Source organism: Bradyrhizobium arachidis (genome assembly GCF_015291705.1).
Taxonomy (GTDB): Bacteria; Pseudomonadota; Alphaproteobacteria; order Rhizobiales; family Xanthobacteraceae; genus Bradyrhizobium; species Bradyrhizobium arachidis.
The window spans coordinates 3,327,648-3,342,980 of the sequence record NZ_CP030050.1 but is presented as its reverse complement, the minus strand read 5'-3'; the positions used below and the strand labels follow the sequence as shown (position 1 = coordinate 3,342,980).

Here is a 15,333-nt window from a genome sequence, read left to right as displayed (position 1 = left end):
ATCAGGTAGTCACCTGCAATGAGCACGCCTCCTCGCATCGCCCTGATCCACGCCCTCAAGCATTCCATCGCCCCGATCGAGGCGGCGTTCGCGCAGGCGTGGCCGGAGGCGCGGCTGATGAACCTGCTCGACGACAGCCTGTCGGCGGATCTGGCGCGCGACGGCGAGCTCAATGATGCCATGACCGAGCGTTTCCTTGCGCTCGGCGACTATGCGGCGGCGACCGGAGCAAATGCGATCCTGTTCACCTGCTCGGCCTTCGGTCCCTGCATCGAGGCGGTAGCGCGGGCGCATGCGCCGATGCCGGTGCTGAAGCCGAACGAAGCCATGATCGAGCGTGCCGTGACGATGGGCAAGCGGATCGGCCTGCTCTCGACCTTCCCGCCGACGTTGGTATCGATGCCGCCGGAGTTTCCCGCCTCCGTCCAGATCGTGCCGAAGCTCGCCGAGGGCGCACTGGCGGCGCTCGACCGCGGCGACCGCGCCACGCACGACCGGCTGATCGCGGAAGCCTCGCGCGACCTGCACGATTGCGACGTCATTGCGCTGGCGCAGTTCAGCATCGCGGCGACTGCGCCGCTGGTCGCAGAGGCGACGGGCCGTCCCGTGGTGACAACGCCAGACAGCGCGGTCGAGAAGCTGATGCGGCTCTTGAAGGCGAAAACCTAGGCGCCAGCCTTCTTCTGGCGCCGCGCGTCCTTGATCGCAACCGCGAGCGCGGCCTTCGTCTCGTTGACAAAATCCTCGACCAGCTCCTCGCGCGTGGCGTGCGCCGACTCGCCCGTGAACAGGCCCTGCTCGGCCAGCATCACCACGCCGTGCAGCGCGGCCCAGATCTTCAGCGCCTGCCGCTCGCGCAAATAGCCGACGGCGGGCGCTTCCAAGGCTTCGATCACGAGCCCGAACGTCTCGCGCGTCGCCGCGTGCAGCTCGCTGCCCTTGGCCGCGCATGACACGATGCGGGATGCGAACATCAACCGGTAGATGCCGTTGCGGCGCAGGCCGAAATCGAGCGTCGCCTGCGCCAACCGCGACAGTTTCGATTGCTTCGACGGCTTCGCCATCGCCTCGCGCAGGATCGTACTGAGCTGGCGGAACGCTTCGGCCGTCGCCGCCGCAAGCAGCGCCTCGCGATCCGCGAAGTGCCGGTACGGCGCCGGCTGCGAGACGCCGAGCTGCTTTGCCAGCGCCTTGATGCTGATCGCTTCAGCCCCGCCCTGCTCCGCCTCTCGGAGCGCGGCCTTGATCAGAGCGTCGCGGAGATCGCCGTGATGGTAGGTCTTCTCGGGCTTGCGGGCGAGTTGTGAGCGCATGTTGCGGTCAAGCCTATAAGTTTGCCCTTGACAGGGGAAGCCTGTCGCGAATGTAATATCATATAACTTAGAATAAGCCGCAAATGTCGCGGACAAGATTGACACGAGGAACGCGCCGCCCTTCGGGCCCGGCGCATACGACCGAGGAAGCCGCCATGACAGAGCGACTGAGGGTTCACGTCGATCCCGACAAGTGCCAGGGCCACGCACGCTGCAAGGCGCTGGCGCCGGAGCTGTTCGAGCTCGACGAATACGGCAACGCCCATGAGGCTGGCGATGGCGTCGTGCCGCCGGGCCTCGAAGACAAGGCCTGGCTTGCCAAATCCAACTGCCCGGAAATCGCAATCGATGTGATCGAAGAGTAGCGGGGACCTCCCCCCGCGCCCCGCGTGCTTTCAGCGAACACGAGCTACAAGGGATTTTCGAGATGTCCGACGTCAGCCAGCCCGCCGCCCATCCGCCCGTGACCGACTGGGTCCATGATTTCGACCACACCGACCCGCAATGGACCGACGACCCCTTCCCGATCTGGGAAGAATTGCGCGCCGCCAGCCCCGTCGTGCATACCGACCGCTTCCTCGGCTGCTACATGCCGACGACCTACGAGGCGGTACGCGCGATTGCCAACGACACCGAGCATTTCTCCTCCCGCCGCATCATCGTCCGCGACGTGCGGCCGGAGATCACCAGCAAAAACGCCGCCCCGCCGATCACGTCCGATCCGCCCGTGCACAAGCCGGCCAAGCAGCTGCTGCTGCCGCCTTTCACGCCGGACGCGATGAAAAAGCTCGAGCCGCGAGTGCGCGCGATCTGCAACGAGCTGATCGACGGCTTCATCACCGAAGGCCGGATCGACGCGGCGGAGCGCTACACCAAGCACATCCCGGTGCGTGCGATCGCACATATGCTCGGCATTCCCGAGACCGACAGCGATCTCTTCATCAACTGGATCCACATGATCCTCGAGCTCGGCATCAAGGACGAGAACGTGCTGCTCCAGGCCGTGCAAGAGATGAGCGCCTATTTCAGCGGACACATCGAGGCGCGCAAGAACAAGCCCACCGACGACCTCATCTCCTATTTGATGAATGCGAAGGACAAGGAGGGCAATCCGCTCGAGGATTCCCATGTGCTGGGCTCGCTGCGGCTGCTCCTGATCGCCGGCATCGACACCACCTGGAGCGCGATCGGCTCCTCGCTCTGGCATCTCGCCAAGACGCCTGTTGACCGCGAGCGGCTGATCGCCGAGCCCGGGCTGATCCCGACTGCGGTGGAGGAACTGCTGCGCGCTTATTCGCCGGTGACGATGGCCCGCGAGGTGGTCAAGGAGACCACGATCTCGGGCTGCCCGGTCAAGACGGGCAACATGGTGCTGCTGTCGTTCCCGGCCGCCAACCGCGACCCGAAAATGTTTCCGGACGCTGACAAAGTCGTGATCGACCGCCGCGAGAACCGCCACGCCGCCTTCGGCCTCGGCATCCACCGTTGCGTCGGTTCCAATCTTGCGCGCATGGAGATGCAGGTTGCGCTGGAGGAATGGCTGAAGCGGATTCCCGACTTCCGGCTTGATCCGGCAGGCACCGTGACCTGGTCGCAGGGCACGGTGAGAGGCCCCCGCCAGTTGCCATTTTTGCTGGGAAAGGCGATGTAGGCCTTTTCCAGGACCAACGGAGAGGCCGGACGTGACTGAGCAAGCAACCCAACCGGCCTCTGACCACTTCGACATCGCCGACGCCGAGCGGCGGATCAAGGCGATCTTCATCGGCTCGATCGGCAATCTCGTCGAGTGGTACGACTTCTACGCCTACACCGCGTCTGCGCTCTATTTCGCCCCGGCGTTCTTCCCCGGCAACGACCCCGTCGTACAGCAATTGAATGTCGCCGTGGTGTTCGCTGCGACCTTCTTGATGCGCCCCCTGGGCGGCTGGTTCTTCGGCTACCTCGCCGACCATTTCGGCCGGCGCATCTCGCTGACCCTGTCGGTCGTCTTCATGTGCTTCGGCTCGCTGATCATCGCGGTGACGCCGACCTATGCCTCGATCGGTCTTGCCGCCCCGGCCATCCTGGCGGTCGCGCGCGTGATCGAGGGCTTAAGTCTTGGCGGCGAATACGGCGCCAGCGCCACTTACCTGAGTGAAGTTGCCGATCCCAGGCACCGCGGCTTCTATTCCAGCTTCCAGTACGTCACGCTAATCGGCGGCCAGCTCACCGCGATCATCGTGCTGTTGCTCCTGCAAAAGGTGTTCCTCACGCCAGAGGAGCTCAAGGCCTGGGGCTGGCGCATCCCGTTCGCGATCGGCGCGGCGCTCGCGATCTTCGCCGCCGTGATGCGGCGCGGCCTGCACGAGACCGAGGCTTTCGAGGAAGCCAAGAAGGTGGTGAAACCAACGGGCTCGCTCGCCAATCTGCTGCGTTACCCGCGCGAGCTGTTGCTCGTGGTCGGCCTCACCGCTGGCGGCACCGCGGCGTTTTATACCTTCACCACCTACATGCAGACCTTCGTCAAGCTCTCGGTCGGGCTCACCGAGGACCAGACCACTTTCGTGATCTTCGGCACGCTGATCTTCGCGACCATCCTGCAGCCGATCTACGGCGCGATCTCCGACAAGATCGGGCGCAAGCCGCTTTTGATCTTCTTCGGCGTCGCCGGTACGCTCGCGACCGTGCCGCTGCTGATGACGCTGAAGGAGACCAAGTCGCCTTTCATGGCCTTCATCCTGATCTGCTGCGCCTGGCTGTTCGTCGCCGGCTACACCTCGATCAACGCGGTGGTAAAGGCCGAGCTGTTCCCGACCAATGTCCGCGCGCTCGGCGTCGGCCTGCCCTATGCCATCACGGTGTCGATCTTCGGCGGCACGGCTCCTGCGATCGCGCTCTATTTCAAGAGCATCGGGCACGAGGACTGGTTCTATTACTATCTCGCCGGAATCATCTTCCTGTCGCTGATCATCTACTCCACCATGCGCGACACCAAGCACGCCTCGGCGATGCATCGCCACGAGTAGCCCATTCACGAGCAACCCATGGCCGACGAGACGCCATCCGACAGCAAGCTGACGCGCACCAAGGAGAAATGGGCGCGCGAGGGCCGCTTCCTCACCGGCAAGGTCACGCGGCCGGAGGACCAGCGTCTGCCGCCGGGCCAGCATCTGACACAAGACTGGCCGGTGCTCGATCTCGGCGTCGTGCCGCCGGTGTCGCGCGAGCGCTGGCGGCTCGACGTCTATGGCGCGGTCGACAATCCCGTGTTCTGGACCTTCGCCGAATTCGCCGCGCAGAAGCAGGCGCAGTTCACCTCCGACATCCACTGCGTAACCACCTGGTCGCGCTACGACAATCTTTGGGAGGGCCTCGCGACGCGCGAGCTGCTCACGGCCTGCCAGCCGCGCGAAGATGCACGCTTCGTGGTGCTGCATTCCTATGATGGCTACATCACCAACCTCGCGCTGGAAGATTTTGCCGCCGAGGACGCGCTGCTCGCCCATAGCTGGTCAGGCCAGCCGCTGTCCGACGAGCATGGCGGCCCGGTGCGGCTGGTCGTGCCGCATCTGTACTTCTGGAAGAGTGCAAAGTGGCTTCAGGCCATCGAGTTCCTCACCGAGGACGCGCCGGGTTTCTGGGAAGTCCGCGGCTATCATAACCGCGGCGATCCCTGGGCCGAGCAGCGCTATTCAGGCGATTAGACTTCGAACAAGAGCGGGGGAGAATCATGGCAACGGAGCGCTTCCAATTCACCGGCGAGGGTGGCCATCAGCTCGCGGCCGCACTGGAGTTGCCTGACGGAGAGCCCACGGCTTACGCGCTGTTCGCGCACTGTTTCACCTGCGGCAAGGACACGCTGGCGGCCAAGCGCATCTCGGTTGCGCTCGCCGCAAGGGGCATCGCCGTGCTCCGCTTCGACTTCACCGGGCTCGGCTCCAGCGAAGGCGATTTTGCCAATTCGACCTTCTCCTCCAACGTCGCCGATCTCGTGCGCGCCGCCGATCATCTGCGCAGCGTCCGCAAGGCGCCATCGATCCTGATCGGCCACAGCCTCGGCGGCGCCGCGATCCTCGCGGCCGCCGGGAAGATCCCCGAAGCCAGGGCGGTCGCGACCATCGCGGCACCTTCGGACCCGGCCCACGTCACAGGTCTCTTCAAGGACCATCTCGACAACATCCGCGCGCAGGGCGAGGTCGAGGTCTCGCTCGCAGGGCGCCCGTTCCGGATCAAGCGCGAATTCCTCGACGATATCGTCGAGCACGAGCTGATGAAGGACGTCACCGGCCTGCACAAGGCGCTGCTGGTGATGCATTCGCCTGTCGACGACACCGTCGGCATCGACAACGCCACGAAGATTTTCGTTGCGGCGAAACACCCCAAGAGCTTCGTCTCACTGGATCACACCGATCATCTGCTGACCAAGCCGGCCGACGCGCTCTACGCAGCCGATGTGATCACGGCCTGGGCGACCCGTTACATCGATACGGCGACACCTGCAAAGGCGATGGACCTCCCCGAGGAGCCGCGCAGAGTCGTGGTTCAGGAGACCCGCGAGAGCAAGTTCAACCAGATCATCACCGTGGGGCCGCATCATCTGATCGCGGACGAACCGAAGGCTGCCGGCGGCGAGGATGCTGGCCCGGGACCTTACGACTTCCTGCTCGCCGGTCTGGGTGCCTGCACCTCCATGACCATGCGCCTCTATGCCGATCGCAAGTCGCTGCCACTCGATCGCGTCACGGTGACGCTGAAGCATTCGAAGATCTACGCCAAGGACTGCGCGGAGTGCGAGACGCGCGACGGCATGCTCGACCAGATCGAGCGTGATATCGCAATGGACGGCGCGCTCGATGCCGAGCAGCGCAAGAAGCTGATGGAAATCGCCGACAAGTGCCCGGTGCACCGGACGCTGACCTCGGAGATCCGCATCGTGACGAAGGCCGTGGACTGAAGTGGTGCGCTAGAAACACGACGCCATTGTCCGCACCGCCGCGCTGATCTCGCTCTCGCGCCAGGCCGCGAAGCCGAGCAGCAGGCCGTGATCGCGTGGCCGGCCGAGCGCGAGACTCGATAGAGCGCGCGTCTCGACACCCGCCGCGACCAGCCGCCTCACGGCCGCCTGATCGGCCCGGCCGCGCTTGAGGCGCGCGACGAGCTGGATGCCTCCGGAGGGCACCTCGACCGAAAGCGCCTCGCCGAGATGACGCTCCAGTCCCGCGGCGAGATGATCGCGGCGGGCGTGATAGAGCCGGCGCATCCGGCGCAGATGCGCGAGGAAGTGCCCGTCGGCAATGAACTCGGCCAGCGCCTCCTGGATGTGGCTGGACGCGATCAGTCCGATGTGCCGCTGCGCGATCTCGAGGGTGCTGACCAGCGCGGGCGGGACGACGAGATAGCCGAGCCGGATATCCGAGGTCATCGCCTTCGAGAACGTACCGACATAGAACACACGGCCATGGGCATCGAGCCCTTGCAGGGCCGGCACGGGGCGGCTGTCGTAGTGGAATTCGCCGTCGTAATCGTCCTCGACGATCCAGGTCTTGCCGGGCTTGCTCGACCTGAGAAATTCGGTGCGGCGCGCCAGCGACATCAGCCGTCCCGTCGGGTGCTGGTGCGATGGCGTCATGAAGATGAGCGTCGGGGCCGCCAAGCCCGGCATCCGCTGCATGCCCTGCTCGTCCAGCCTGATGCCGGTCACGCGCGCGCCGGAGGCGCGGAAGGCGGCCGCCGCGCCGGGATAGCCGGGATCCTCGACCCAGACCTCGTCACTGGGCGAGATCAGCGCAGCCGCGATCAAGGTCAGCGCGGCCTGCGCGCTCGGCAGGATCAGGATCTGGTCCACTGTGGCGCGAACACCCCTGCTCGTCGCGAGATAATGCGCGAGCGACTCGCGCAGGCGCGGCCGGTTGATCGGTCCGAGCTCGCGTCTGGCCGCGCGCACGGCACCGCGGCGCAGGCAGCGCGCCCAGACCTCGTTGGGAAACTCCCTGGAATCGCCATGGCCCGGACGCAACGGCTTTAGCGGTGCCTGATAGGACATCGGCCAATCGGTCTGCCTGAGCTTCGACGCCCATGGCGAGAGCCGCGGCTCGGCGGTACGCGCACTCGCGGCGCTCGCCCCTTTGCCGGGCTCGCCGCCATCGACCGTCACGACTGGACGGCGACCATGCGATGCCTCGAGATATCCCTCAGCGGCGAGCTGCTCGAACGCATAGGTCACAGTGTTACGCGAGACACCGAGATCGCTTGCGAGCCGGCGGCTCGACGGCAACACGCGGCCTTTGCCGAGACGGCCGCTCGCGATCAGGCTGCGAAGCTGGCCCGTAAGCTGTGCCATCAGCCCCTGCTCGTCGGCCCGGTTCAGGGCGATCATGGCGGAGATCACACCATCCAAGACTGGCACTCTGTTATTCTCCAATCTGGCCCTTTTTCAGGTGCCAGCGACGATGCTATCCGGCGCACTGGACTGCTTCAAGGACCTACGAGATGAACTCCCTGTCACCCCGCGCGGCCATCGGCCTGTTCCTGATCGTCGTCGTGGCCTGGGGCGTGAACTGGTCGGTGACGAAGCAGCTCGTCCAGTTCTTTCCACCGCTCTGGACGTCAGCGATCCGGAGCTGGATCGCGCTGGGCGGATTGTTCGTGATCCTCGGACTGAGCAACAATCTGGTCATCCCCGAGCGGCGCGACATCCCGGTGGTCCTGAGCGTGGCGCTGCTGCACATGACGGTGTTCTCGGTCCTGGTTGCGGCCGGTGTGCGCTTCCTGCCCGCGGGCAAGGCCATCGTGCTCGGTTACACCACGCCGCTCTGGGTCGCGATCGCCGCGCCCATGCTGGGGAAGGACACGCTGACCGCGCCAAAGCTCGCCGGCGCACTGCTCGGGCTGATCGGCCTTGCCGTGATCCTGAACCCCGCATCGATCGACTGGACCAACGTCAACGTCCTCATCGGCGCCGGGATGGTCATCCTCGCCGCGATGTCCTGGGCGGCGAACATCATCTATATCCGCGCGCATCGCTGGATCGCCTCTCCGCTCCAGCTTCTGATCTGGCAGGTGCTCGTCGCGACGATCGTGCTGACAGTCAGCGCGACGGTCGTGGATGGGCTGCCGCATGCGGAATGGTCGTGGAAGCTCGTGCTGCTGTTCCTGTATTCCGGCCTGATCGGAACGGCGCTGGCCTATTGGGCGATGTCGATGGTCAACAAGAGCATCTCGGCGCTGACGACTTCGCTCGGCACCACCGGGACACCGCTCGTCGGCATCGCCGCCGCCGCAATCCTGCTGGGTGAGCCGATCGACATCAGCCTTGCCGTTGCGGCCGGACTGATCGTCACCGGCATTGGTCTTGCGACACTGGGCGACCGGCTGCTGCGCGGTCAGGCCACCGCGAGCGGCTGAACGCGCAACACGCCGCGCAGACCTGCCGTGGTGCCGAGCAGGATGCCGGCGACGGCAATGAACGAGCCCAGTGCGAGCGTCGATAGGCCCGTAAGCCCCTGCCCGATCGAACAGCCGAACGCCATCACGCCGCCGATGCCCATCAGCGCAGCGCCACCACCTGAGCGCAGCATGTGGCGCGGCGAGGAATAGCCTTCGAGATGGAACCGGCCGGTGGCGAGCGCGGTGACTAGGCTACCGCTGAAGACGCCGGCGACCGTCGCGATGCCGAAGTTGAGCGTCAGGCCGGTCGAGAGCATCGCGTATTGCAGGCTGTCGGCGATCGGCGCGATGAAGGTCAGCGACGTCACCGGAACAGGGTTGAAGTCGTCGGCACCGAGATGGCCGGTGACGTACCAGCCGCCGGCGACGAGGAGACCGACGATGATGCCCGCTGCGATCTGGCCCGGCGAGCGCCGGAACGGCGGATGAGCCAAGGCGAACAGGACCAGGGCAAGAACGATCGTGGCACCGGCTAGCGCGCGCGCAACCACCTCCGTGAGTCCGAGCGTCGTCAGCAGTGACGGCAGCGAGTTCGCGCTGACGGTCGTCTGCGAAGACTGCACCATCGCGATGCGCGCAGGTGCGATCAAGCCCTTCAGCGTCATCTGCGCGGCGATGCCGAGCACGATCACGACGACGAAGGAGCGGAGATTGCCGCGGCCGAGCAACACCAGCGCACGCGAGCCGCAGCCGTTCGACAGCACCATGCCATAGCCAAACAGCAGGCCGCCAAGGAATAGCACCGGCACCGAGAAGGTTGGTTGCAGGTAGATCGACTTGCCGAGATCGACCGTGCCGTTGCCGGCCAGGAACTGGCTCGCGGCGATCGCGACCGCGATTGCCAATGCATAAGAGCGCACCAGCCGCCCGTCTCCCTTCGTCAGCCAGTCGCGCATGCTGCTCATCAGGCAGAAGCCGCTGAGCAGCCCGACGCTGCCGTAGATGAGGCCGATGACCAGGCCGGCGAGAATGACGGGTTGGGTGGATTCCATCGCTACGGCTTCAGGATCACACGGTCGCGCGACGAGCCGGCGACGGCAGTGTACGCCTCCCTCGCGCGCTCCAGCGGATAGATCGCATTCGCCTTGATCGGGAATGGCTTGAGGTGACTGCTCGCAAAGCCCGGACCGAGATCGCGCAGCACCGCGCCGGTCGCCGCCGAGGACAGGCCGAGCGTATCGATGCCGACATAAGTGTGCTGGCCTCGGTAGAATTCGAGGATGTTGAACTGCACGATGCGATCGATCGCGGCGATCAGGATCTGGCGGCCCCGAAGAGCAAGCGACTTGTGCGCGGCCTGGAAATAGGGATCGCCGACGGTGTTGAAGACGATGTCGGCCCCCTTGCCGCCGGTCAGTTCGCGCACGCGCGTGGCGACGTCCGTTGCGGAGGCGTCGATCACCTCGATGGGCGCGTTGGTGTGGCCTTCATAAGCTTCCGCCTTGCGCACCACGCCGATGACGCGCGCGCCCTGCCAGGTCGCGATCTGCACCGCGGCCTGACCGACCTTGCCGTTCACGCCGAACACCAGCACCGTTTCGCCGCTCTTCGGAATGCCGGCACGGCGAAAGCCTTCCATCGCGGTGACGAAGGGCACGCCGATGCCGGCGGCCTCCTCCCAGGACACCGTCTTCGGCTTCTCCACGACCGCATCGGCCTCGACGACGAGATGGCTGGCGTGGGTGCCGTCGCGGCGAATGCCGAGATCGCCGGAGGAGCCGAACACTTCCCGGCCAATCGTGCCGGCCGGCCCGTCGATCACCACGCCGGCGTAGTCGCGGCCGGGCGTGCGCGGGAACACGGCATAGGGCATCAGCCCTGTCGCAGCCTTGACGTCGGACGGATTGACGGCGGCAGCCTTCACCTCGATCAGGAGATCGTTCGGCCCGCGCGCGAGCGTATGGTGCTCGACCACCGGCGCAAGCGCGGCGGCATTTTCGGCCTTGGCATTAAGGCGCACGCAGCGCGCTGCGACGGTTTTGGTATCGGCTGACGACATGGAAAGACCCGCGATTTCTCGCGGGCCTTGTCGCCTCTGGGGCCGGTCAAGTCAATCCGTCAAGTCAGTCCTTGGGCCGCTTGTCGTAGAGCCGTTTGGCCTTGCCGAGCGAGCGCTCCAGCGTGGCCGGCGCGACCACCTGCACCCTGGAGCTGATGCCGATCGTGTTCTTGATATGGGTCGAGACCCGGTCGGCATGGTCGACGAGGCCGCGGCCGTCCCAGCTCTCGGGCCGCGCCTCGGCGATGATGGTCAGCTCGTCCATGCGGCCCTCACGGGTCAGCTCCAGGATGAAGTGGCCGCCGCACCAGTCCGTCGCAAGCAGGACTTCCTCGATCTGGGTCGGGAACAGATTGACGCCGCGCAGGATGATCATGTCGTCGGAGCGGCCCGTCACCTTCTCCATGCGCCGCATGCCCGGCCGCGCCGTGCCTGGCAGCAGCCGCGTCAGATCGCGGGTGCGATAGCGGATCACCGGAAAGGCTTCCTTGGTGAGCGAGGTGAATACCAGCTCACCCCTCTCGCCATCGGGCAGCACCGCACCGGTCTCGGGATCGATCACCTCCGGATAGAAATGATCTTCCCAGATGTGCAGGCCGTCCTTGGTCTCGATGCATTCCTGCGCGACGCCGGGGCCGATCACCTCCGACAGGCCATAGATGTCGGTCGCGTCCATATCGAAGGCGTCCTCGATCTCGCCGCGCATCGCATTGGTCCAGGGCTCGGCGCCGAAGATGCCGACCTTGAGCGAGCACTGGCGCGGATCGAGCTTCTGCCGTTTGAACTCGTCGAGGATCGCCAGCATGTAGCTCGGCGTCACCGTGATGATGTCGGGCCGGAAGTCGTTGATGAGCTGCACCTGCCGCTCGGTCATGCCGCCGGAGATCGGCACCACCGTGCAGCCGAGCTTCTCCGCGCCGTAGTGCACGCCAAGTCCGCCGGTGAAGAGACCGTAGCCATAAGCATTATGGATGATCATGCCGGTGCGGCCGCCGGCGGCGCGGATCGAGCGCGCCATCACCTCCGACCAGGTGTCGATGTCGCGCTGGGTGTAGCCGACAACGATCGGCTTGCCCGTCGTGCCGGAGGAGGCATGCACGCGCACCAGTTTTTCGCGCGGCACGGCGAACATGTTGAAGGGATAGTTGTCGCGGAGATCCGTCTTCACCGTGAACGGGAATTTCGCGAGATCGGAGAGCTCGCGAAAGTCGGACGGATGCACGCCAGCCTTGTCGAACGCCTTGCGATAATGCGCGACGTTGTCGTAGGCGTGCTTCAGCGACCAGGCCAGGCGCTGCTTCTGCAACGCCACGATCTCGTCGCGTGAGGCGCGCTCATGCGCGTCCATCTCGGCACTATAGGAATTGCCGCCTTCCTTGAGCCTCGTCAGAGCCATCCTCGTTTCCCCACATCATTGATTTGTTCTTTTTATTGGTCTTATTGATCTTGTGTCGGCAGCCACGTCCCGGGAATGACACGCGAATGCCCACGGAATTCCGCGATGACGGTGTCGCCGGCGGTGACGCGCACATCGTAGATGCCGGAGCGGCCGCCGCGGGTGACCTCGCGCGCTTTCGCGACGAGGCGGTCGTCGAGCTTGCCGGGCTTGATGAAGGTGATCTGCCCCTGCGCCGCCACCACGCGCTCGTTGTGCGAGTTGCAGGCAAAGGCGAAGGCGGAATCGGCGAGCGTGAAGATGAAGCCGCCATGGGCGATGCGCTGGCCGTTGACCATGTCGGGCCGCACCGTCATCGCGAGCGTCGCAAAGCCCGGGCCGATCTCGACGATCTCCATGCCGAGCCCCTTGGACGCATCGTCCTCCGCCCACATCGCATCGGCGCAGGCGCGCGCAATATCCTGAGGTGACAGGGCGGCTTTGACGTTCACGCGCTTCTCCCGGCCAATCGTTTGCTCATGATGTTCTGCTGCCTGGCCAAAACTGTCAAACGTGGTCGTAGTCGACCACAACCCGCTCGGAGGATGGCTTGGCCTGGCAGGTGAGGACAAAGCCGGCTTTCAGCTCCCAGGGTTCCAGCGAATAGTTGAGGTCCATCGGCGCCTCGCCCTCGACCAGCTTTGCGCGGCAGGTCGAGCACATGCCGCCCTTGCAGGCGAAGGGCAGATCGACACCGGCGCGCAGCGCGGCATCGAGGATGGCTTCGTCCTCCGCGACCGGCACGTCGCGGCGCTTGCCGTCGATGATCAGGGAGGCGATCGCCTTCGGCGGCGCGTCGGGTGCAACTTCCTTCTTCGGCCGTGGCTTGCCGCCGAACTCGGAGACGAAACGTTCGACATGGATGCGTTCGTCGGCGATGCCGAGGCCGCGGCAGGTTGCCTCGATCTCCTCGCTCATACCGGATGGACCGCAGATGAAGACGTGGTCGACGCTTGAAGCCGGCACCAGCGAACGCAGCAGCACCCTCACCTTCTCGCCATCGAGCCGGCCATGCAGGATCGGGATGTCCTGCTCCTCGCCGGAGATGACATGGAAGATCGAAAGGCGGTCGATGAAGCGGTCCTTCAGCTCCTCCAGCGCCTCGAGGAACATGATGTTGTCGGTCGCGCGGTTGCCGTAGAACAGGAAGAAGCGGCTGCCCGGCTCGCGCACGAGGATGCCCTTGACGATCGACAGGATCGGCGTGATGCCGGAGCCCGCGGCGAAGCCGACATGGATGCGCCCGGCTTCGGCAGGCGGGACCACGCCAAAGCGGCCCGTCGGCGTCATCACGTCGAGCTCGTCGCCGCATTTCAGCTCATCCGCGGCCCAGCTCGAAAACGCGCCGCCGTCGACCTTCTTCACGGCAATGCGGATCTCGCCGTCATCAGGGCCGGAGCAGATCGAATAGGAGCGGCGGACCTCTTCGCCGTCCAGCATGGTGCGGAGCGTGAGGTACTGGCCGGGCGTGAAGGCGTAATCACCGGCGAGTTCGCCGGGGATGGTGAAGGTCATCGAGACGGCGTCCGACGCTTCGCGGCGGAGGTCGTTGACGGCCAGGCGATGGAAGCGTGGTGCGGCTGCTGACATGGTCAATGACACTTGAAGTAATCGAAGGGTTCGCGGCAGGCCTTGCAGCGCCACAGCGCCTTGCAGGAGGTCGAGCCGAATTCGGACAGTAATTCCGTCTTGTCAGAGCCGCATTGCGGGCACGCGACGGCCTCCTCGCCGAACAGCGCCCGGCGTGAACTTGAAGCTTGCGGCGGCGCGATGCCGTAAGCACGCAGCTTGCAGCGCCCTTCTTCGCTCATCCAGTCGGTGGTCCAGGCCGGCGACAGCACCGTGCGCACCTTCGGACGCTGAAAACCAGCGCGCTCCAGTGCAACCTCGATTTCGAGCGCGATCATATTCATGGCCGGGCAGCCCGAATAGGTCGGCGTGATCGTGACCTCGACATGATCGCCGTCGAGAAAGACATCGCGGAGCACGCCGAGGTCGGCAATGGTCAGCACCGGAATCTCGGGATCGACCACGCTCGCCGCGGCATCCCAGGCGCGCCGGCGCAACTCGCTATCGCGCTCCAGCACCGTCACCATGTCTGCCCCGGAAAAGTGCGCTGCATCGATTGCAGCTCGGACAGGAGATGGCCGAGATGCTCGCTGTGGCGGCCGGCGCGGCCGCCCTGCTGCATCCAGTCGTTCTGCGGCAACTGGAGCGTTGCTTCACTGGCGACACCCGAGAGCGTCGTCAGCCAACGGCCGCGCAAGGTGCCGGGATCGATGGCGATACCGGCATGAATCAGCGCGCGCTCGCCATCATCGACGGCAAACATCTCGCCGGTGAAGGCCCAGAGGTGATCGATCGCGGCCTGAGCGCGCTTGTGGCTTTCATCCGTGCCATCACCAAGCCGGATGATCCATTCCGAAGCGTGGCGCAGGTGATAGGCGCTCTCCTTCTCCGACTTGGCAGCAATCGCTGCGAGCGTCGTATCGCGCGAAGTCATCATCGCGCGCCAATAGAGGTCGGCGAAGGCGGAATAAAAGAACTGCCGCACCAGGGTCTGGGCGAAGTCGCCATTGGGCTGCTCGACCAGCAGCAGGTTGCGGTACTGCCGGACGTCGCGCAAATACGCGAGCTTATCCTCGTCGTTGTCGTTGCCTTCAGCCTTGGCCGCGTAGGTGTAGAGTTCGCGGGCCTGGCCGATCAGGTCGAGCGCGATGTTGGAGAGTGCCATGTCCTCTTCCAGCATCGGCGCGTGACCGCACCATTCCGACAGCCGGTGGCCGAGGATCAGCGCATCATCGGCCCGGCGTAGCGCGTACAGCACCAGCGGCGTTTCCGAGACCTGGATGTTGGCGGTCGCCATCACATGTGCCCCACTTCCTCGGGCACCTCGTAAAACGTCGGATGCCGGTAGATCTTGGATTCCGCCGGCTCGAACATCATACCCTTCTCGGCGGGATCGCTCGCGGTGATCGCGGTCGAGGGCACGACCCAGATCGAGAGGCCTTCGCCGCGACGGGTGTAGATGTCGCGGGCGGCCTGCAACGCCATGGTCGCATCGCTCGCATGCAGCGAGCCGACATGCTTGTGCGCGAGCCCGTTGCGGCTGCGAATGAAGACTTCCCACAGCGGCGTGTTCGGCGTGGCCATATTGATCT

17 protein-coding genes are annotated in these 15,333 nt (G+C 65.3%); 7 read left to right on the top strand and 10 right to left on the bottom strand.

The genetic code is table 11. The features are described 5' to 3' along the window. Positions 1–18 precede the first annotated feature (18 nt). On the top strand, positions 19–669 hold the full coding sequence (locus WN72_RS15455; RefSeq protein WP_092216911.1) for an aspartate/glutamate racemase family protein: 651 nt from the start codon (positions 19–21) through the stop codon (positions 667–669). On the opposite strand, the gene WN72_RS15450 is transcribed toward WN72_RS15455, so the two are convergent. Then, complete coding sequence (locus tag WN72_RS15450; RefSeq protein ID WP_092216910.1) at positions 666–1,313, bottom strand: TetR/AcrR family transcriptional regulator; 648 nt, start codon at positions 1,311–1,313, stop codon at positions 666–668. The two genes, WN72_RS15455 and WN72_RS15450, sit on opposite strands and share 4 nt — an antisense overlap. A 155-nt stretch (positions 1,314–1,468) precedes the next feature. Between WN72_RS15450 and WN72_RS15445 the strand changes: the two genes are divergently transcribed. The 5 genes from WN72_RS15445 (at position 1,469) to WN72_RS15425 (ending at position 6,246) form a co-directional block, all read left to right on the top strand. Further along, positions 1,469–1,678, top strand: coding sequence for a ferredoxin (locus WN72_RS15445; RefSeq protein ID WP_027558597.1), 210 nt, complete (start codon positions 1,469–1,471; stop codon positions 1,676–1,678). A gap of 62 nt (positions 1,679–1,740) precedes the next feature. Beyond that, the gene (locus WN72_RS15440) at positions 1,741–2,964 is read left to right on the top strand and encodes a cytochrome P450 (RefSeq protein ID WP_027558596.1); all 1,224 of its coding nucleotides are present in this window, start codon (positions 1,741–1,743) and stop codon (positions 2,962–2,964) included. A 31-nt stretch (positions 2,965–2,995) separates the two neighbouring features. After that, positions 2,996–4,318, top strand: a complete 1,323-nt coding sequence (locus tag WN72_RS15435) for an MFS transporter (RefSeq protein ID WP_092216909.1) — start codon at positions 2,996–2,998, stop codon at positions 4,316–4,318. An 18-nt stretch (positions 4,319–4,336) separates the two neighbouring features. After that, on the top strand, positions 4,337–4,996 hold the full coding sequence (locus WN72_RS15430; protein WP_092216908.1) for a sulfite oxidase-like oxidoreductase: 660 nt from the start codon (positions 4,337–4,339) through the stop codon (positions 4,994–4,996). A 26-nt stretch (positions 4,997–5,022) separates the two neighbouring features. Then, positions 5,023–6,246 carry a bifunctional alpha/beta hydrolase/OsmC family protein gene (locus WN72_RS15425; RefSeq protein ID WP_092216907.1) on the top strand — a complete coding sequence of 408 codons (1,224 nt, stop codon included), beginning with the start codon at positions 5,023–5,025 and terminating at the stop codon, positions 6,244–6,246. Between the two features lie 9 nt (positions 6,247–6,255). On the opposite strand, the gene pdxR is transcribed toward WN72_RS15425, so the two are convergent. Then, positions 6,256–7,668: a MocR-like pyridoxine biosynthesis transcription factor PdxR gene (gene pdxR, locus WN72_RS15420; RefSeq protein ID WP_194483047.1), complete on the bottom strand. Its 1,413-nt coding sequence runs from the start codon at positions 7,666–7,668 to the stop codon at positions 6,256–6,258. A gap of 113 nt (positions 7,669–7,781) precedes the next feature. Here pdxR and WN72_RS15415 point away from each other — a divergent pair, with 113 nt between their 5' ends. Further along, complete coding sequence (locus WN72_RS15415; RefSeq protein ID WP_092216905.1) at positions 7,782–8,696, top strand: DMT family transporter; 915 nt, start codon at positions 7,782–7,784, stop codon at positions 8,694–8,696. On the opposite strand, the gene WN72_RS15410 is transcribed toward WN72_RS15415, so the two are convergent. The 8 genes from WN72_RS15410 to paaB form a co-directional block, all read right to left on the bottom strand. Next, positions 8,675–9,730: a YeeE/YedE family protein gene (locus WN72_RS15410; protein ID WP_027558590.1), complete on the bottom strand. Its 1,056-nt coding sequence runs from the start codon at positions 9,728–9,730 to the stop codon at positions 8,675–8,677. The genes WN72_RS15415 and WN72_RS15410 overlap by 22 nt on opposite strands. A 2-nt stretch (positions 9,731–9,732) precedes the next feature. Further along, positions 9,733–10,737 (bottom strand): quinone oxidoreductase family protein, encoded by a 1,005-nt coding sequence (locus WN72_RS15405; protein ID WP_092216904.1) that lies wholly within the window; start codon positions 10,735–10,737, stop codon positions 9,733–9,735. Between the two features lie 64 nt (positions 10,738–10,801). Then, the gene (gene paaK, locus WN72_RS15400; RefSeq protein WP_027558588.1) at positions 10,802–12,133 is read right to left on the bottom strand and encodes a phenylacetate--CoA ligase PaaK; all 1,332 of its coding nucleotides are present in this window, start codon (positions 12,131–12,133) and stop codon (positions 10,802–10,804) included. Positions 12,134–12,174: 41 nt separating this feature from the next. Next, positions 12,175–12,624, bottom strand: coding sequence for a hydroxyphenylacetyl-CoA thioesterase PaaI (gene paaI, locus WN72_RS15395; protein WP_092216903.1), 450 nt, complete (start codon positions 12,622–12,624; stop codon positions 12,175–12,177). Positions 12,625–12,679: 55 nt separating this feature from the next. Then, positions 12,680–13,762, bottom strand: coding sequence for a 1,2-phenylacetyl-CoA epoxidase subunit PaaE (paaE, locus tag WN72_RS15390; protein ID WP_092216902.1), 1,083 nt, complete (start codon positions 13,760–13,762; stop codon positions 12,680–12,682). 2 nt (positions 13,763–13,764) lie between these two features. Further along, entirely contained in the window at positions 13,765–14,268 is a 504-nt protein-coding gene (paaD, locus tag WN72_RS15385) for a 1,2-phenylacetyl-CoA epoxidase subunit PaaD (RefSeq protein WP_092216901.1), read from the bottom strand. After that, complete coding sequence (gene paaC, locus WN72_RS15380; RefSeq protein ID WP_027558584.1) at positions 14,262–15,038, bottom strand: 1,2-phenylacetyl-CoA epoxidase subunit PaaC; 777 nt, start codon at positions 15,036–15,038, stop codon at positions 14,262–14,264. Before paaC ends, paaD begins: the two co-directional genes overlap by 7 nt. Beyond that, positions 15,038–15,325: a 1,2-phenylacetyl-CoA epoxidase subunit PaaB gene (gene paaB, locus WN72_RS15375; RefSeq protein ID WP_008136594.1), complete on the bottom strand. Its 288-nt coding sequence runs from the start codon at positions 15,323–15,325 to the stop codon at positions 15,038–15,040. Before paaB ends, paaC begins: the two co-directional genes overlap by 1 nt. Positions 15,326–15,333: the final 8 nt, after the last annotated feature.